The organism is Pseudomonas sp. LBUM1641 (assembly GCF_059716235.1).
The window spans coordinates 2,593,016-2,611,014 of the sequence record NZ_CP166815.1; the positions used below are offsets into that span (position 1 = coordinate 2,593,016).

Below are 17,999 nucleotides of genomic sequence, written 5' to 3' on the forward strand. Positions count from 1 at the left end.
AGGACGTGTCAGCCCTTGCGTTGCAGGGTGTGATAGCCCAGCGCTGCCCGGGCTTCGCGCAGCGATTTGCCTTCATTGAGCAACGCCCGAATGCGCGCTTCCACCGCCTCGATCGAGCGCGCGCGCGCCGCTACTTCATAGGCCCGCTCACGCGGCACGATCACCACGCCATTGGCATCGGCGACCACGATATCCCGGGCGCACACCCGGGCCTGGCCGATGGACACCGGCTGGTTTACCGCTTCCACTTCAACCCGGTCCTTGCCGGTGCGCATGAACCGGCCCTTGGTGAACAGCGGGTAGCCGTCGCCCAGCGCCTTGCTCACGTCGCGGCAAACACCATCGATCACGGTCGCGGCGATCCGCTGGCTGCCGGCGTATTGGGTCATGATGTCGCCCCATACGGTGCAGTCGGTACGCCCGTCGTTGTCGATCACCACCACATCGCCTTCGGCCACGTCATCGATAAAGTCGCCTACGGTGCCCGGCGGAGTGCTGGCGCTGACGTAGCGCACGGTGAAGGCCGGGCCGACCACCACCTGGCGATAGTTGTCCAGGGGCATGATCCCCAGGCACTGGCCGGGCCGGCCGAGTTTGTCCAGGGCGTCGGACACGCCCGGGGTGTCCAGGCCTGCAAACAGGGCAACCAGTTCTTGGTCTTGGGGCGACATGGGTAACTCCTCGTGGTGGTGACAAATCAGGTCGGTTGGCTGGAGGCCGGGCGCGGCTCGGCAATGGTCAGCAAGACGATGAAGCTGATGAACGAGCCGATCGCCAGCCAGGCGAACACGTAGTTCCAGCCGTAGTTGTCCAGCAGCAGGCCGGTGATGAAGGGCGTGGCGGCGGCGCCCAACTGGCCGATCATGTTCACGATGGCGTTGGAGATCGGGAAGGTCTTCTTGGTGGTCAGGCCCATCGGGTAGACCATGTAGGAAGAGAAACCGAGGCTCAGCACCACGCCGGTCAGCATCAGCAGCAAGCCGTAGGGCAGGGGCTCGGCCGGTGAATTGATCAGCAGGTACATCATCAGCGAGGTGCCGACGGCCGACAGCAACATGCCCGGCTTACGGCGCCCGCCCATCAGGCGGTCGGAGCACCAGCCGCCCAGCAGGTTGCCCAGCACTGCGCCGACCCAAGGGGCCGCCGAGACCAGGCCCATGTTCATGATCGAGAACTGCTTGACGGTCATCAGGTAGGTGGGAATCCACGCCAGCAACACGCTGGAGACGCCGAGCTGGAAGCAGTAGCTGGTGGCGCAACCCCAGATGTTCCAGGACTTGAACACCTGGCGGTTGGTTTCCAGGGGCTTTTCATCGCGGGTGCGGATCACCCGGTCGAGCTTCTCAACCCAGGCCGGCGTCTTGTGTAAGCGGGCGGTCTGGCTGACTGCCGTGTCTTCGACGATGTACTGCAGTTCGGCCGGGTTGACGAAGCGGCTGCGGGACGGATGGTCAGTGACCAGGAAGTACCAGACCACCGCCAGCACGATGCCCGGGATCGCAAAGAAGTAGAAAATCTCGCGCCAGCCCCATACCGAAATGATCACGGCGCACAGTGGCGGCACGATCACCGGTCCGAACTTCACGGCCGACAGAAAGATCCCCGACGCGGTGCCTTTTTCCCGTGCCGGAAACCAGTTGTTGATGGTGGTGGTCATGCTGATGGGCAGCGGGCCTTCGGCGATGCCCAGGCCCAGGCGATAGAGTTTCAGCGCCAGCAGTGAGCTGGCGGTGCCCACCAGCCCGGTCAACAGCGAGGTCAGCACCATGGCACCCGGCAGGATCCGGCTGACGCCAAAGCGTCCGAAGGCAAAGCCCGAAGGCAGTTGGGCCAACGCATAAGCCAGCAGGAACAGGCTGACCAGGCCGCCGGCCTGGGCGTTGCTCATTTCAAATTCCTGGCGAATAAACGGCAGCGCCACACCGAGGTTGGCCCGGTCGGCGGCGGCCACGGTGTAGATCAGGAAAATCAGCGCCGCAACCACCCAGCGGTATTGGCTGCGCACAGCGGGTTTTATGACTTCAGGCATAGACATAGGGGCGGACCTTGTTGTTGTGAGTGTTGTCCTGTTCGGCCTTAATCTTAAGAAGGGCCGAACGCCACCATTAGCGATATTTATCTATGTGAATTCATCACTTTTTTTCTTCGGTCAGCAGGTGGCTGCAGAAGTTGCGGATTGCCTCGCATGCCTGGCGCTGCTGGCGGATCATCCGCTGGCGAGCCGCACGTGGATCAGTTTGTCGAGTCTGGCTAGCGGGCCGGTTTTGAGTACATATCCGTTTCTGCGGTCACGGCTACTTAGGGTTCCGCTCTTACAGCGGGTCACTTTTGGCAAACGCCCGGAATGCCGGCCCAGCCAAAAGTAACCAAAAGGTCTTTGCCCCACCACTCGGTGCCTCGTTTAGGCTCGGCATGCCCGCACTCCGGCCCGGTTCCGCGGGCCGCCGCGACGGGCCATCCATGGCCCGGCGCGGCTAAATCGGCTTCCCTGCCGATTTACCCGCTCCACCGTGCCTACTTGCGGCCATCGTGGTTGACGGGGCCCGCAGATCAAAATCACAAGCAGATCAAAAGCCAGAGCACAGCGGCCTACCGGCCGGCTTGAGTGTGAGAAGCAGAGGCAAGATCCAGAGCGAAAGCAGGGCTGCTTTTCTGTGGGAGCGGGCTTGCTCGCGAAAAACCTGAGAACGCCGCGTTCATCCAGAATACCCACGTCATCGTTAACGACCTTCGCGAGCAAGCCCGCTCCCACATTTGGACCGTGCCCGCTTTAGCTTCTGATTTCGCTGTTGCTGTTGCTTCACCACACTCAAGCCGGCCGGTAGGCCGCTGTGCCCTTGATCTGCTTGTGATCTTGATCTTAGGCGCCCCGTTAAACCACGCTGGCCGAACGCAGGCAGTACGGAGCGGGTAAACCGGCAGGACGCCGGTTTAGCCGCGACGGGGCAGGGACGCCCCGTCGCGGCGGCCCGCTTCGTGCTGCCGGAGTGCGGGCACACCGAGCCCAAGCGAGGTGCCGAGTGGTGGGGCAAGAGCGTTTTGCTTACTTTTGCGCTTTTCAAAAGTGAGCCGCTGTAAGAGCGGAACCAATAGCGGCCGTTACCGAAGAAACGGATATGTACCCGACCCGATCAGAAATCCTGCCCCATAACATTACCCGCACCCCAGAACACTCAAGTGCATACCGAATAACGGTCGCCTACCGATGCTGAAACCGGGGCAACGAAGCAATCCGCATCTTCGGCTCCTGCAACCTGGCAAGGTCACTGGCAATCTGCGCCCGCCAAAAGTGCGCCCCGGCCAACTGCGCATCCACCCATGCCTGGCGCAGCAACACCTTGGCCTTGTCCACCGACCCATACTGAGCCTGACGCAAGATCAACTGCGCCTTGATCCGCAACATCTGCGGCACGAACCAGTGCTCATGCCGCCCCAGCGCCAATTGCAAGGTGTCTTCCAACACCTCCAGCGCCAGCTTCTCCAGCCCCAGCCGCGCCAGGCCCAAGGCGTATTCGCAGCGCAGCAAACTATACAGCTGGCTGTCTCCCTGCCCACTCAAGTGATGCAACGCCTCACCCAACAGCGGCACACCTTCCTCAGGCGAGCCCTGGCGAATCAGCAAAATACTCTCGAAACACAACCGAAACTGGCGCCAGATATGCAGGTCTTGTTGGGTGGTGCTGCTCTGCAGCAAGCCCAGGTAATAACGCACCTTGGGCAGGTTGGACGCCAACAGCGCCAGGGGAATCGCCCCCAGGCACAGGGTGTACCAGAGGGTCGCGGGGTGATCGAGGGTGATGGCTTCATCGACGCAACTGCCGATCAGGCGCAGCGCCGGATCAACATCGCCTTCCAGCAACTGCACCTTCGCCTTGAGGCAGCGAGCGGCGATGCGCTGGTCGAAATGCACGTCGATAATGTGCGAGCGCGGCGCCGACGGTGAACCCAGCGCCTCGTCGATATTCTGCCGGGCACCGGCCAGGTCGCCCATGTGAAACAACGCCACCGCGCGCATGCGTTTACCCAGCAGCTGTTGGTTGCCGCTGTTGCTCAGGCTGATGTAGCGCTCGGCCAGTTCCAGCGCTTCGGCGTACTGGTTGCAGCCGCAGCGGTCACTCCACAGGCCCCACAGCGCCCGCAGTTTGTGCTCGGCATCGCCCAGGTCGCGGGCGTCTTCGCGCACTTGGCGCCAGGCTTCGCGCATCGGCCCGCCGGTGCCGTAGGTGAGCATCAGCACGCTGGCCAAGGCCGTTTGCAATAGCATGCGCTGGCGCAGCGGCAGCGGGGTGGTGTCGGCGCTGGCCAGGCCTTTGTCGACCCAGGTACGGCACTCGCTGACCAGCGACAGGCGCAGCCACAACGGCACGCCGCCCAGGGTCAGTTCGATGCCGGTGGGCAGGTCGCCCGAGGCTGAAAAAGCCCACTCCAGTGCGGCGCGGATGGTGTTGATTTCCGGGCCGTAGAGGCCAACCCAGGTCTCGGGAGAAAGGCTGTCGAGGGTCTGCCCGGCTTCCTGCAAAACCCCGAGGGCATACCGTGCATGACGCCGGCGGGTGGCGTCGGCTTCGCCGTGTTCGTTGAGTTTCTCCAAAGCGTAGGCGCGGGTGGTTTCCAGCAGGCGGTAGCGCTTGAGCAACTGCGATTCACCGGCGATCAGCAGCGACTTGTCCATCAGGCTTTCCAGCAAGGGCAGGGCATTGCGGGCGTCGAGGGTGCTGCTGGCGGTCATGGCCTTGACCGCGTCCAGGGTGAAGGAACCGGTGAACACCGCCAGTTGACGCAACATGGCCTGCTCGTCGCCGGTGAGCATCGAGTAGGTCCAGTCCAGGGTTGCGCTCAGTGAACGATGGCGGGCGAGGGCGGTGCGCCGGCCGGTCATTTGCAGGCGGAAACTGCCGTCGAGCAAACCCACCAGGTCCTGGATGCCGAAGGTGCGCACCCGCGCCGCCGCGATTTCGATGGCCAGGGCGTTACTGTCGAGCTTGCGGCAGATGGCGCTGGCAGCGGCGACATCGGAGTCCTTGAACACGAAGCTCGGGTCGAGGGCCTTGACCCGTTCGATGAACAACGCGATGCCGGACCACGTCATGGCTTGCTCGGCACTCAAGCTTAAGTCTTCGTCCGGCACCAGCAGCGGTGCGAGGTCGTGCACCCGTTCGCCTTCGGCCCGCAGCGGTTCGCGGCTGGTGGTCAGCACGCAACACTGGGGCGCGCAGCGCAGCAGCACTTCGACGGCGTCGGCGGTGGCTTGCAGCACGTGCTCGCAGTTGTCGAGCACCAGCAGCAACGGGCTGTTGGCGAGCATCGAGGCCACGCTTTGCAAGGGGTCGTCACTCACGCTTTGAATGCCCAGCGCGTTGGCGAGCATGCCGGCCACCCATTGGCCGCTGGTGGCGGGGGCCAGGTCGACGAAGCACATGCCCTGGTGAAAGCGGCCCTGCAGCAGTTGCGCCACGGCCAGGGCGACGGTGGTCTTGCCGATGCCGCCGGGGCCGGTGATGGTCACGAAGCGCTGGCTTAGAAGCTGGTCAGCGAGGCTCAGGATCAGTTGTTCGCGGCCAATCACCGTGGTGGGCGCCGGTTGCAGGTTCGGTGCCTCTACGGTCGGGGCGGGCAGCAGGGCCTGGGTCATAGCGCCTTCACTCACCGCCTGCATCGTCACCGGCGCGACAAACCGGTAACCACGGCCCGGCACGGTGACGATATAGCTGAAGTTGCCGTCATCCCCCAGCGCCCGGCGCAGCGCAACGATCTGTGCGCGCAGGTTGCATTCCTCCACCACCACCTTGGGCCAGGCGAAGGAGATCAGTTCGGACTTTTCCAGCAACTCGCCAGCCCGGCTGGCGAGAGCGATCAGCAAGTACAAGGCGCGGCTGCCGAGGGTCACCGGCTCGCCGTTGCGCAGCAATACATGCTGGCGCGCCAACAAGAGAAAGGGGCCAAAACCGATTGCGTTCTCGGTGTGGTCCGGGGCCTGGGGGACGAGGTCCGTGAAGGACACTGCGGGGTATTTGCTCGAACTCATCAATTTGTCCTTTTTTGTAGTCGGGCTTGTTATTGGCGATCAGGCCATTCGCCCTTTTGGGTGCTTACGTGCGGCAGCAGGCTTGGAGAGTTGAAGTCGATCAAAAAGGTGAGAATTGCCGCCCTCCTTTGGGGCATGGACATTGTTATAGGGCGCGGCGCCGTTGGGTTTCAGGCGATGAGACTGTTTCAATTCAGAAACATTTTATTACTAGAAAACCTGATGTAGCAGAATGTATGCCAGTTGGCATGTAACGAAGATGACAACAACCGTATGAAATTTATGGGGATTTCTGAGGTCGTCGGAGGCGGTCGGAGAGGACTGTTCGGAAAGGCGAATATTTCTAATTGTGTCGTTCGGGATGCCGAATAAAACGGCGGTGGCTGTGGCGAGCGGGCTTGCCCCGCGTTGGGGCGCGAAGCGGCCCTGAAATCGACTGTCTTGGTTTGTCTGTAGATGCGCGGTGATCCCTTATTGGGGCTGCTTCGCAGCCCAACGCGGGGCAAGCCCGCTCGCCACAATTTTGGCTGTGTATCAGACTGTGTATCAGCACCCATCTGATACAGCGGCATGATTAGCAGGAGGGAACGCGACACAGACGGGATACACGCCTGGCTTTAAATCTGTCTGCCAGATGGCGCAAGTGGTCACGCACCGCACAAGCGCCCTGGCCACATTCAGTCAAGCCAGGAGATTCAACCATGAAGCGCCACTACGCGGCCCTTGCTGCCACCCTCGCACTGTCCCTCGGTGCCTTCGCCGCCACCGCCCATGCCGAGGATGCCAAGCCTCAGGAAAAATGCTTCGGCGTGTCCCTTGCCGGTGCCAACGATTGCGCCGCCGGTGCCGGGACTTCCTGCGCCGGTACCGCCAAGGCGGATTACCAGGGCAACGCCTGGGTGCTGGTGGACAAAGGCACCTGCACCCAGATCAAAACCCCCAAAGGCTTCGGCAGCCTGACGGAACAACCATGATTGCCCTGGCCCCTGCGGTGCTCAAGCGTGTGCTGCCTGAGGCGCTGCTGTTGCTGGTGGCTCGCGTGGGTATCGCTTCGGTGTTTTTCCTCTCGGGCCGCACCAAGGTGACCGGTTTTCTGCAACTCAAGCCGTCGACCTACACCTTGTTTCGCTCGGAATACGCCTTGCCGCTGGTGCCGCCGGATTGGGCGGCACACTTGGCGACCTACGCCGAGCATCTGTTCCCGCTGTTGCTGGTGCTGGGCCTGCTGACCCGCCCGGCGGCCGCCGCGCTGTTGGGCATGACCCTGGTGATCGAGGTGTTCGTGTACCCCGATGCCTGGCCGACCCACCTGACCTGGGCCGGGCTGTTGTTGCCGCTGCTGGCGTATGGCGGCGGGGCCTGGTCACTGGACCGCGTGTTGTCCGGCCAACGCCGTTAACCCTTTCACAACAATGATCAGGCCCCAAGGCCTGTGGAGAGTCGCATGCGTATTCTTTCTTCCCTGGCGATCGCCATGGCACTCGCTACACCGTTAGTGGCCTCGGCCGCCGATGCAGCCAAGCCCCAGCCGGGCACCGGTAAAAGCGTGGTGATCGTGCCCGGTTCCTTCGTCGACGGCTCCGGCTGGCGAGTGGTGCACGACATCCTGATTCACAAGGGCTACAAGGTCACCGTGGTGCATCAGGGCCATGAAAGCCTCGCCGCCGACGTGGCCGAGGCCCGCGAAGTGCTGGAACAGCAAGTCGGCCCGGTGGTGCTGGTGGGTCACAGTTCCGGCGGCGGGGTGATCTCGATTGCCGGTGACCGCGACAAGGTCAAGTCGATGGTCTATGTCTCCGCCCTGCAACCGGAAGTCGGCGAAAACATGAGCCAACTGCTGTCTTCGATGCCGGCGCCGAGCAATGACGTCAAGCAGACCCGCGACGGGCACCTGTTCTTTGATCGCACCAAATTCAATGCCGACTTTGCTGCCGACCTGACCACCAACCGCACCGACTTCATGGCCGCCTCCCAGGTGCCGGCCACCACTGCGCTGTTCGGCGGCACCGTGTGGGCTGCGGCCTGGCACAAGAAACCGACCTACGCCGTGGTGTCCACCGAAGACCGTGCCCTGAACCCCGATCTGCAGCGCTGGATGTACAAGCGCGCCGGCTCGAAAGTCACTGAAATCAAGGCCAGCCACTCGGTGTACATCTCCCAGCCCGAGGCTGTGGCGAAGGTCATCGAAGACGCTGCATCCGTCATCAAATAAACCCCACCCTGAGGAGTAATACCCATGAGCACGTCCATTAAATCCCGTTTGAGCCTTGCCACTGCTGCCGCCCTGATCGCCATGGCGTCCGCCTCTTTCGCCGCTGCCGCCAGCGCCGCCGACCAACCGGAACAGCCGGGTCGCTGCTACGGCGTGAACAACTGCAAAGGCGAAAGCCTGTGCGCCACGGCCAAGAACGATTGCAAGGGCCTCAACAGCTGCAAGGGCGAGGGCGTTGTCGTCAAGACCCCGTCCGAGTGCTTGAAGCTGGGCGGCACCACTACTGAACCGAAGTAAGACCGTTAACGATGACGCGGGGTGCCTGGCACTCCGCGTTGTTCTCGGTTTTTTCGCGAGCAAGCTCGCTCCTACAGTTTTTTAACGGAGACCACGTGATGCCGACACCCAACCCGCGTTTCCCGGGCTACGGCCTGGGGCTGCGCAAGGAGCACTACAGCGAGTTCCTGGCGAGCCCGGTGGCGGTGGATTTCGTTGAAGTGATCTCCGAGAATTTCATGGTCGCGGGCGGCCAGCCCCGGCATATCCTGCGCCAGATTCGTGAGCGGTACCCGGTGGCGCTGCATGGGGTGTCGATGTCGATCGGCACGGCCGAGGGCCTTGATCGCGATTACTTGAAGCGCCTCAAGTCGCTGGTGAACGAGATCGAACCGCTGTTTGTGTCCGACCACCTGAGCTGGTCCCGCAGTGGAGGCTTCAACTCCCATGACTTGCTGCCGGTGCCTTATACCGATGAGGCACTGGACCGGGTATGCGCCAATATCGACATGGCCCAGGACGTGTTGGGCCGCGCGATGCTGTTTGAAAACCCGTCCAGCTACCTGGCCTTTGATGGCGCAACCATGAGCGAGTGGGAATTCATTGCCGCCATGTCCCGGCGCACCGGCTGCGAGCTGCTGCTGGACGTCAATAATGTGTTTGTCAGTGCCAGCAACCATGGCTTCGATGCCCTGGCATTTCTCGACGGGATTCCGGCCGAGCGGGTGCGGCAGATTCACCTGGCCGGCCACAGTCAGGGCCACGATTTGCTGATCGACAGCCATGACAGCCCGGTGTGTGACGGCGTCTGGGATTTGTATGCCAAGGCTGTTGCGTTGCTCGGCCCGGTCGCGACGATGATCGAGCGCGATGACGAGATTCCGCCCTTGGCAGAGCTGCTGGAGGAACTGTCCATAGCCCGCATGCTGGGTGCTTTCGAGGCCTACAAGCGTGCGCAGGTGCGCTCATGAATCTCGCGCAATGGCAGCAGGCGTTTCACACCTGGCTGGTGAGTGCCTCGCAGGAGTCGGCCCAGTTGCTGGGTAACAAGGCCGCAGGCCTGGCGGTTTACCAGAACAACTACCGCGCGCAGTTGGTGGGTTGCCTGGAGCAGGCATTTCCCAACCTGCGACGCTGGCTGGGGGATGAGGCGTTTCTGGCCGCGTGCATCAGCCATATCGACCGGTATCCGCCCCATGCCTGGACCCTGGACGTCTATCCCGAGGGCTTTCACCTGACCCTGGGTGAACGGTTCCCCAACAATCCCGACGTGCATGAACTGGCCTGGATCGAGTCGTCGCTCAACGAGGCATTTGTCGCCGCCGATGCCAGCCCGTTGCCCATGGATGTGCTGGCGGCGGTGGATTGGGACACGGCACGCCTGCAACTCACGCCGTCGCTGCGTTGCCACGGGCTGAGCACCAACGCCGAGGCGATCTGGTCGGCGTTATGGCAGCAAACCCCGGCGCCCGAGGCGGTGATGCTGGCCGAGGCCGGTGGGTTGCTGGTGTGGCGTCGGCAGTTCACCTCGCGCTTGCGGCAAGTCGAGGCTTTGGAGTTCCAGGCGTTGGTTCACCTGCAAGGCGACGGCAGTTTTGCCGGGCTGTGCGAGTTTCTGGTGGAGCGCCTGGGGGAAGAGGAGGGCGTGGCGCAAGCCGGTGAGTGGCTGGCCGGCTGGATCGGCAGCGAGTTGATTGTGGGGGTCGTTGACGACCTTCCTGTGGCGTATTTTTCGGAGCTATAAACCCATGTCTTTTTTCAATCGCCGTCGCTTTCTGATTTCCAGCGCCATTGCCTCGGTCGCGCTGTCACTGCCGGTATTGGCGGCGCCTGCGCTCTGGACGATCCGCCAGGTCAGCACCGACCTGTTAGACATCGAGAAGCGTCTTTCCTGGAAAGAGGAACCTTCTGACATTATTCACCGATAGCAAATCTTTACTCTCTGGCCTTTCGCAAAGTCCAGGGATGAAAAGGCATGACCTCCAGCGCATCATCGTTACCCTTTTTCGACCACAGCCGCCACAAGCTCACCGTCCGCGACGTTGATGCAGTGCTCGACGTTCTTGCCTTCGAGGGCACCGAGGGCCTGAGCGAACTGTTCAACTACCGTGTGGAGTTCACCTGCATCGACGGTGACATCGCCGCTGAAACAATGCTCGGTCAAAACGCCACGTTCAGCTTGTACGGCGCACCGCAAAAACCACCGATGCGCCGCTACATCCCGCCTGTTACCAGCCCATTACGCACGCTGCATGGCGTGGTCACCGGCTTCAAACGCCTGTCTGGCTCTGCTGATGAAGCCCGCTATGAAATCACCCTGGAACCGCACTTTGCCCTGCTGGGTCGAGGCCAACAATTTCGTATCTACCAACACCAGTCAGTCCCTCAAATCGTCGAAAGCATTTTGCGCAGCCGCCACGACTTTGAAGGCCAGGACTTCTTCTTCAACCTGGTACGCGAATACCCCAAACGCGAACAGGTCATGCAATACGGCGAAAGCGACTTGGCCTTCATCTGCCGCCTGCTGGCCGATGTAGGGATCTGGTACCGCTTCACCCGCGACGAACGCCTGAACATCGACGTGGTGGAATTCCACGACGACCAACGCCACTACCAATTTAATGTCGAGCTTGCCTACCGGCCACAATCCGGCCTCAGCAGCACCGGCCAAGACGGCGCGTGGAACCTGCAATCCAGCCATCAAGTGGTGGAGCAGCGCGTCAATATCCGCACCTACCATCACCGCGTGGCCAACGCCCACTTGAACGGCGAGATCGACCAAACCCATGGCGCCCGCGGCACCTATGGCGAGGCGTATCACTACGCTGAGCCCTACACAGAAATGGGCGACCGCTACGCCCATGACGAAGACCTGCTAAGTGAAAGCGGCTATTTTTACGCCCGCTTGCGCCACGAGCGTTACCTCAACGGCCAGACCCAACTCAGCGGCGTCAGCAGCAGTGCCACCTTGGCTCCCGGCCAGGTACTCAAAATCTCCGGCGGCGCCCCGCAGGCCTTTGCCCCCGGCGCGGTGATCACGCAACTGACCACCCGCGCCGCCCGCGACCGCAGTTTCGACGTCACCTTCAAGGCCATTCCCTACTCGGAAACCGTGTGCTTTCGCCCACAGCTGAAAGACAAACCGCAAATCGCCGGCACCGTCCCGGCCCGGGTCACCAGCCCGCAGGCCAACGACCCTTACGCCGAAATCGACCTGGAAGGGCGCTACTGCGTGAACTTCCTGTTCGACCGCGACACCTGGAAACCCGGCCAGGAAAGTATGTGGCTGCGCCTGGCCCGCCCGTACGCTGGCGACACCCATGGCCTGCACCTGCCGCTGATTGCCGGTACCGAAGTGGCCATCGCGTTTGAACAAGGCGACCCGGACCGTCCCTACATCGCTCACGCCTTGCACGACAGCCAACACGTGGATCACGTGACCTTGCGCAACTACAAACGCAACGTGCTGCGCACACCGTCGAACAACAAGTTGCGCATGGACGACACGCGGGGGCAGGAGCACGTAAAGCTCAGTACTGAGCACAGTGGTAAGAGCCAGTTAAATCTTGGGCATTTGGTGGATGCCCAGCGCCAGCCACGAGGTCAGGGCGCGGAGTTGCGCACCGATGGTCATGCCGCCATCCGCGCTGGCAGCGGCATCTTCATCAGTGCTGACGTACAGCCTAAAGCTCAGGGACAAATGCTTGAAATGAGCGCGGCGCTGGCTCGGTTGCAGCAGGCTGGTGATCAATTGGACTGGTTGTCGGTGGATGCTCAGGCCGCCAACGCCGACCCAGCGGATGTGCAGGCGCAAATCAATCTGCTCAAGCAAGGTCTTGAGCAACTCCAGTCATCAGTATTACTGCTCAGCGCTCCCGACGGCATCTGCGCCACCAGCGGTAAACACCTGCAATTGGCCGCGCAAAATAACCTGATGATCAACGCCGGAGCCGAGGCGGATATCAGCGTGATCAAGCGCTTGTTCATTGGCGTGGGGCAGGGGGTAAGTCTGTTTGTGCGCAAGCTGGGCATCAAGCTGATCGCCAATCAGGGGCCGGTAAAGGTCCAGGCACAAAACGACACGCTGGAACTGATGGCCCGTCATGGCTTATCGATCATCAGCACCGAAGACGAAATTCGCATCGTCGCGAAGAAGAAAATCACCCTCAATGCCGGTGGCAGCTACATCACGCTCGATCAGAGCAGCATCGAGTCAGGGACTGTGGGGGATCACTACATCAAGGCAGCGCACTTCGACTTCCTGGGGCCGGCCAGCCTGATGGCCGCTCATCCGGAGTATCCACAGAGCCTGTCCAAACAACCGCTGCGGATCAGTGTGCCGCAAGCCCCCAATACGCCCGGTAAAGGCTGGGCAGGCATGCCCTACACGTTGTACGCCGACGGTGCAGTGTTAAAGCAGGACGTGCTGGATACATCCGGGCAGGTGCTGATCGACCACGAGGTTGTGACCCAGCAGTACCGAATCGTGATGGCCAATGGCGTTAGCTTCCAAATACCTGTGCCCACCGATTACCGAAATGCCGAGCAAGCGCACCTGGCCAATGGCGGCATGCATAACCACCTCTCGCAAACCGACACTGAGGTGAGTCAACCCACATCCCACACGGACCATCGCGCCCTGTACGCCTCCGTGCTGAGCTCAATCAGTGACCAGGCAGAGAAAACTTCATGAAAGAACCCGACATCGTTACCCCCGTCGCCCTGCAATGCACCAATCAGGTGACCTGCACCTCTCCCTGGTACGTGCAGAACACTGAATACCCTCCAGCGATGGCTACCTATCAACCGCTGATCAACGGCGAAGAAGCCTTTAAGGCCGTGCATTTGGCTATCGCAAAAGCCACTAAAACCATCGATATCATTTGTTGGGGTTTTCAACCGTCGATGTTCTTCATCCGCGACGGCAGTGCGCCGTGCATCGGTGAATTGCTAATGACCAAAGCCCAGGAAGGGGTCGAGGTTCGGGTGCTGGGCTGGGAGTCGCCGTTTAATATTGCCGGTAAGGCAGGGGAAGCCAACCTTCCAGGTAAAGGCCCGTACCGGATCGCCAATCGGGCTCTTCAACCCTCTACTGATGATCAATATGCTTATGACCGGCAATGGTTCTCCCGATGTGCTTTTGACGATCACCTGGCGCCTGCAATCCGAGTAGCGCGCAACATTCCGGTCTTTGTCGGCCGTGGCTTCAGCGTGTATGAGCGGGCCGAAATTACCCATCAAGCCAAATACAAAAGCCTTGATCCGCAACTCAGCATCGGCACGTTGGGCGCACTGGCTATTGGTGCGACGCATCATCAGAAAACCGTACTGGTCGACTATGAACAGACGGATCGCGCCGTCGGTTTTGTCATGGGCCACAACATGCTCGATGAATACTGGGATACGGACGACCACACGGCGCTTAACCGTTCCGGGGGCAACAAGCCCGCACCCAATTGTGGGCCGCGTGGCGAGACTCCACGGCAAGACATTTCAAGTCAGGTCAGCGGACCGATTCTGGAGCACCTGCACCATAACTTCGCTACCGCCTGGCGCAAGGAAACCGGTGAGGATCTCCTCGCATCGCGCAAGGCGATGGTGGTGGGACCACAACTGCAATGCACCCCTGGCGTCACCCGCCAACTGGCCCAAATCCTGCGCACCCAGCCACAAGACCGCAAGCGCGATATCGAAAAGGTTTACCTGAAGGCGGTCAACAACGCGACCCAATTTATCTACATCGAGAACCAGTACTTTCGTTGGCCACCCTTGGCAGAGGCCATCAATAAAGCGGCGGCGGATCAGACCCGCGAAGGGCGTGATCCTGGCTTACATGGCAACTTGCACCTGTTTGTGATCACCAATGCCCGCCCAGATGGAGTAGGCCCGGGAAGCTTGAACACCCAGCGCATGCTCGGAAGCCTTGGGCGCGGCGACACTATTCCTGAAATCACCAAGTTACAGCGCATTGAACAGGCTAAAGCCCAAGCAGGCGCCCAAACACCGACCTTGGCTGAACTCCTCGAACAAAGGGCCTTGGTTACGTTCACCCTCCTGACCGACGCGCTGGGCGGCGGCGAGATGAGCGATAAAGCCCGAGAAGCCAAGCGCGAAACCACTTGGAATAATGAATATCGGCAGGCCGTGCTCAACGACCAAATAAAGGAGATTGAGACAAGCACGTTAATCCCTGAGCCGCGCCCGGGGCTGAAAATCCACGTGTGCTCGTTGGTAGCACCTGATTCGCCTGCGGGAAAGCCGTGGATGCCGGTGTATATCCATTCCAAGTTGATGATCGTCAACGACGTATTCACCACCCACGGCTCGGCGAACATCAACACCCGCAGCATGCAGGTGGACAGCGAGCTGAATATTGCACATGAGTGGGCGAGTGTGACCCAGGCGTTGCGGCGGAGGTTGTGGGATCTACATACGGCGGGGAAGGGGATGCAGGATGATCCGGAGGAGGCGTTTGATGCTTGGGCGGGCATCATCAAAAAAAACAAAGTTCGCCAGGCAGATAAGAAAGCAGGAGTGCCATGGGCTCCTCTTATCGAATTTTATTACGACGCAAGGACCGTGAAGGACCTTGATTGATGCGGCGACTCCTATTGCTGACAACCCTGCTGCTGGCCGCCTGTGATAACCACAGCGCCCCTACTCACCCGACTCAGGACATTCCTATGAATCCAATCACAGAGGCCAAGAAAAACCTGACCTTTACCTGCGTACACGAAGCCATCCCCGAGCCCTCAGCCGAAGCCGATGTGCTATTTCAGTACGCCCGCTGGTTGCAGAAGAACAATCTGCTCAAGCAGGAAAAAAGCGCCGACGTCGAGACAGAACGCCTGTACCGGGTTGCGTCCGAGAATGGCCATTACAAGGCCAATATCAACCTGCAAAACGGCGCCATGCGCGGCCGCTTCATGCTTCGTGGCGAGGAATACCTGCGCCTGAGCCAGCAACTGATCGACGCGAACGTGGCGACGGGGTACTTCTTTATCGGCCTTTTGCTGAAAAGCGGTTCGGCCGGACTGAAGCAAGATACGGCTATGTCGCTGCGCTATTTTCGCAAGGCGGCTGATCAGGGCAGCGCTCAAGCTCAGTACAATGTGGCGGACATACTGGCGCCGAGCGACATTGCGCCAGGAGTTGCCAGGCAAATGCGCCGCTGCGCAGCAGAGCAGGGACAGGGGGATGCGGCTTCCGATCTGGGTGTCAGTCTTCAAGAACTGGGCCAGTATCAGAGCGCACTTGAGGCGTTCCAGTTGGGAGTGGCTGCCGGAGATGAGACGTCGGCATCTTTTTTGAATAAAGGCTTCCTTGGCCCTCCTGCCACCGATGAACTCTACTACCTCGCCCAACAGGAAGACCTTGAACGCGCTGAGCGCTATGAAACCATTTGGCGTGTACTTGCAAGATACTCCTACGCCGACCCGAAGGTCCCCGAGATCAACGAAATCCTCCCCTTGCCCCCCGCCAAACTGCCCGCCTGGGATGGAAAACTCCAATGGCTGGAAGCCCGCCTCGCCAACGTCCCGCCAGAAAAGCCCAGCGAGGCGTTGATCCACCAACTGGCCAAGGCTAAAACCCTTGACCCGGCCACCGGACGTCCAGTGCCAGGCTCACCTGGATTTATTCAAGCGACCTCTCCAATGCCAACCTGCTATAGCGGCCAGGCTTGCCCGCAAACCGGATACTGGGAGGTCGCTCATCACTCGGCACGGTACTACTCAGTTGTCGGCGGTGAAACCATCCGCCGGTTTGAGCGAGGTGAAATCATGCCCACACCAGTGATGCAAACACGCAACGAGCGTTTGCTGCTTCCCGACAAAATTACGGTTCGTGAGGAGCGGGTGAAATGGCGGTTGTTCGGTGAAGCTTAAATACGTTTTCCCTAGAAATTGCTGTGGCTGCTGACTTTGGAGGGGCGCTCGACTCCCGCTATGTGAAGTGCTGTTCATTCCCAGCATGAAAATTCAGTCAGCCGCGCATTTTTCCGCTGAAAAAAAAGGCCGCTGCCCGTAATCTACAGGCCTTTGCCACGTGTGCGGATTGTCCATGTCTTCAGTAGCTGATGGGTTGCCCAGTGATAAACGTCTCGCGGCGGTTGTCGCCATTTCCCTGGGGATCGGCATGGCGACCCTCGACACGGCCATCGTCAACACCGCGTTGCCGACCCTGGCCGAAGGCATTGGCACCGACTCCGCCTCGGTAATCTGGGTGGTCAACGCCTACCAGTTGGCGACCATCGCTGCGGTGCTGCCCTTTGCTTCCCTGAGTGATGTGGTCGGCCACCGCCGGGTGTTCCTCGGCGGCTTGCTGGTGTTTGTGGTGGCGTCCCTGTTCTGCGGGCTGGCCTGGTCGCTGCCGACGCTGACCGCCGCCCGGGTGGTGCAGGGCCTGGGCGCGGCGGCAATCATGAGCGTGAACATTGCGCTGTTGCGGCATATCTACCCGGCAAAAATACTCGGCCGGGGGCTGGGGTATAACTCGCTGGTGGTGGGGCTGGCCTTTACCCTGGGGCCCACGGCGGCGTCGGCGATTCTGTCGGTGGCCACCTGGCACTGGTTGTACCTGATCAACCTGCCCCTGGGCGCATTGGCCTTGTGGCTGGGGGGGCGTGCGATTCCGGTGATCCCGATCACCGGGCATGCCTTCGACCGGCTCGCGGCGATTCTCTGTGCCGGGCTGTTCGCCCTGCTGGTGCTGGGCCTGGGCTCGGCGGTGCACGGTGCGCAGGCGGTGTTGACCCTGGGGCTGATCGCCGTGGCGCTGCTGTGCGGGCTGTTGCTGATCCGCCGTCAGGCCGGGCACCCGGCGCCGATGCTGGCGGTGGACCTGTTCAAACGCCCGCTGTTCACCTTGTCGGCCCTCACCGCGATTTGCGCGTTCAGCGCCCAGGGTCTGGCGTTCGTGTCGCTGCCATTCCTGTTGCAAACAGTGCTGGGTCACAGCCAGGTGGCCACCGGCTTCCTGATGACCCCGTGGCCGGCGGTGGTGGCAGTGATGGCGCTGATTGCCGGGCGCCTGGCGGACCGTATCTCCCTGGCGTTGCTGTGCGGCATCGGCCTGGTGATGTTGAGTGCGGGCATGGCCTCGTTGGCAACCCTGGGCAACGACGCTTCGACCTTCGACATCGGCTGGCGCATGGCCCTGTGCGGCGCCGGGTTCGGTTTCTTCCAGTCCCCCAATCTCAAGGCGATCATGACCAGCGCGCCCATCGCCCGCAGTGGCGGTGCCAGCGGGATTGTCGCCACGTCGCGGCTGATGGGGCAGACACTCGGCGCTTCATTGGTGGCGTTGTGCTTCCACTTGTCCCTGAGCAGCGGCCCGCAGTACGCGTTGTGGCTGGGGTGCGGGTTTGCATTGGTGGGCGCGGTGGCCAGCGGGTTGCGCCTGATGCAGGACGGCGCCAAGGTTTAAGTATTTGGGCCTTGTAAACCATTGAGGTAGGCGGCTACCGTGGCCGTCTAAATAATTCTG

At 61.2% G+C, this 17,999-nt stretch carries 14 protein-coding genes; 11 read left to right on the plus strand and 3 right to left on the minus strand.

The annotated features are described in order from the left end of the window. Window positions 1-8: 8 nt before the first annotated feature. The 3 genes from ACA046_RS11950 to ACA046_RS11960 form a co-directional block, all read right to left on the minus strand. Complete coding sequence (locus tag ACA046_RS11950) at window positions 9-671, minus strand: RraA family protein (RefSeq protein ID WP_497676600.1); 663 nt, start codon at window positions 669-671, stop codon at window positions 9-11. A gap of 26 nt (window positions 672-697) precedes the next feature. Continuing rightward, on the minus strand, window positions 698-2,035 hold the full coding sequence (locus ACA046_RS11955; RefSeq protein ID WP_497676601.1) for an MFS transporter: 1,338 nt from the start codon (window positions 2,033-2,035) through the stop codon (window positions 698-700). Between the two features lie 1,164 nt (window positions 2,036-3,199). Next, complete coding sequence (locus ACA046_RS11960) at window positions 3,200-6,025, minus strand: ATP-binding protein (RefSeq protein ID WP_497676602.1); 2,826 nt, start codon at window positions 6,023-6,025, stop codon at window positions 3,200-3,202. A gap of 701 nt (window positions 6,026-6,726) precedes the next feature. On the opposite strand from ACA046_RS11960, the gene ACA046_RS11965 reads away from it, so the two are divergent. The 11 genes from ACA046_RS11965 (at window position 6,727) to ACA046_RS12015 (ending at window position 17,939) form a co-directional block, all read left to right on the plus strand. Next, window positions 6,727-6,999 (plus strand): BufA1 family periplasmic bufferin-type metallophore, encoded by a 273-nt coding sequence (locus tag ACA046_RS11965; RefSeq protein WP_003211270.1) that lies wholly within the window; start codon window positions 6,727-6,729, stop codon window positions 6,997-6,999. After that, entirely contained in the window at window positions 6,996-7,424 is a 429-nt protein-coding gene (locus tag ACA046_RS11970) for a DoxX family protein (protein WP_010175348.1), read from the plus strand. The genes ACA046_RS11965 and ACA046_RS11970 overlap by 4 nt, the downstream gene beginning before the upstream one ends. Before the next feature lie 45 nt (window positions 7,425-7,469). Beyond that, the gene (locus ACA046_RS11975) at window positions 7,470-8,237 is read left to right on the plus strand and encodes an alpha/beta fold hydrolase (RefSeq protein WP_459027913.1); all 768 of its coding nucleotides are present in this window, start codon (window positions 7,470-7,472) and stop codon (window positions 8,235-8,237) included. A 24-nt stretch (window positions 8,238-8,261) separates the two neighbouring features. Further along, entirely contained in the window at window positions 8,262-8,534 is a 273-nt protein-coding gene (gene bufA2 / locus ACA046_RS11980) for a BufA2 family periplasmic bufferin-type metallophore (RefSeq protein ID WP_076016069.1), read from the plus strand. A gap of 98 nt (window positions 8,535-8,632) precedes the next feature. Beyond that, on the plus strand, window positions 8,633-9,484 hold the full coding sequence (bufB, locus tag ACA046_RS11985; protein ID WP_497676603.1) for an MNIO family bufferin maturase: 852 nt from the start codon (window positions 8,633-8,635) through the stop codon (window positions 9,482-9,484). Then, entirely contained in the window at window positions 9,481-10,257 is a 777-nt protein-coding gene (locus tag ACA046_RS11990) for an HvfC/BufC family peptide modification chaperone (RefSeq protein ID WP_497676604.1), read from the plus strand. Before bufB ends, ACA046_RS11990 begins: the two co-directional genes overlap by 4 nt. A gap of 4 nt (window positions 10,258-10,261) precedes the next feature. After that, window positions 10,262-10,441, plus strand: coding sequence for a hypothetical protein (locus tag ACA046_RS11995; RefSeq protein ID WP_497676605.1), 180 nt, complete (start codon window positions 10,262-10,264; stop codon window positions 10,439-10,441). A 47-nt stretch (window positions 10,442-10,488) separates the two neighbouring features. Beyond that, entirely contained in the window at window positions 10,489-13,206 is a 2,718-nt protein-coding gene (locus ACA046_RS12000) for a type VI secretion system Vgr family protein (protein WP_497676606.1), read from the plus strand. Then, window positions 13,203-15,110: a phospholipase D-like domain-containing protein gene (locus tag ACA046_RS12005; RefSeq protein ID WP_497676607.1), complete on the plus strand. Its 1,908-nt coding sequence runs from the start codon at window positions 13,203-13,205 to the stop codon at window positions 15,108-15,110. The genes ACA046_RS12000 and ACA046_RS12005 overlap by 4 nt, the downstream gene beginning before the upstream one ends. 86 nt (window positions 15,111-15,196) lie before the next feature. After that, window positions 15,197-16,399 (plus strand): SEL1-like repeat protein, encoded by a 1,203-nt coding sequence (locus ACA046_RS12010; RefSeq protein WP_497676608.1) that lies wholly within the window; start codon window positions 15,197-15,199, stop codon window positions 16,397-16,399. 175 nt (window positions 16,400-16,574) lie between these two features. Next, window positions 16,575-17,939, plus strand: coding sequence for an MFS transporter (locus tag ACA046_RS12015; protein WP_076016073.1), 1,365 nt, complete (start codon window positions 16,575-16,577; stop codon window positions 17,937-17,939). Window positions 17,940-17,999: the final 60 nt, after the last annotated feature.

Bases quoted from the DNA above. Each gene is read 5' to 3' on its own strand.
- ACA046_RS11950 (WP_497676600.1), bottom strand. From the start codon at position 671: ATGTCGCCCCAAGACCAAGAACTGGTTGCCCTGTTTGCAGGCCTGGAC.
- ACA046_RS11955 (WP_497676601.1), bottom strand. From the start codon at position 2,035: ATGTCTATGCCTGAAGTCATAAAACCCGCTGTGCGCAGCCAATACCGC.
- ACA046_RS11960 (WP_497676602.1), bottom strand. From the start codon at position 6,025: ATGAGTTCGAGCAAATACCCCGCAGTGTCCTTCACGGACCTCGTCCCC.
- ACA046_RS11965 (WP_003211270.1), top strand. From the start codon at position 6,727: ATGAAGCGCCACTACGCGGCCCTTGCTGCCACCCTCGCACTGTCCCTC.
- ACA046_RS11970 (WP_010175348.1), top strand. From the start codon at position 6,996: ATGATTGCCCTGGCCCCTGCGGTGCTCAAGCGTGTGCTGCCTGAGGCG.
- ACA046_RS11975 (WP_459027913.1), top strand. From the start codon at position 7,470: ATGCGTATTCTTTCTTCCCTGGCGATCGCCATGGCACTCGCTACACCG.
- bufA2 (WP_076016069.1), top strand. From the start codon at position 8,262: ATGAGCACGTCCATTAAATCCCGTTTGAGCCTTGCCACTGCTGCCGCC.
- bufB (WP_497676603.1), top strand. From the start codon at position 8,633: ATGCCGACACCCAACCCGCGTTTCCCGGGCTACGGCCTGGGGCTGCGC.
- ACA046_RS11990 (WP_497676604.1), top strand. From the start codon at position 9,481: ATGAATCTCGCGCAATGGCAGCAGGCGTTTCACACCTGGCTGGTGAGT.
- ACA046_RS11995 (WP_497676605.1), top strand. From the start codon at position 10,262: ATGTCTTTTTTCAATCGCCGTCGCTTTCTGATTTCCAGCGCCATTGCC.
- ACA046_RS12000 (WP_497676606.1), top strand. From the start codon at position 10,489: ATGACCTCCAGCGCATCATCGTTACCCTTTTTCGACCACAGCCGCCAC.
- ACA046_RS12005 (WP_497676607.1), top strand. From the start codon at position 13,203: ATGAAAGAACCCGACATCGTTACCCCCGTCGCCCTGCAATGCACCAAT.
- ACA046_RS12010 (WP_497676608.1), top strand. From the start codon at position 15,197: ATGAATCCAATCACAGAGGCCAAGAAAAACCTGACCTTTACCTGCGTA.
- ACA046_RS12015 (WP_076016073.1), top strand. From the start codon at position 16,575: ATGTCTTCAGTAGCTGATGGGTTGCCCAGTGATAAACGTCTCGCGGCG.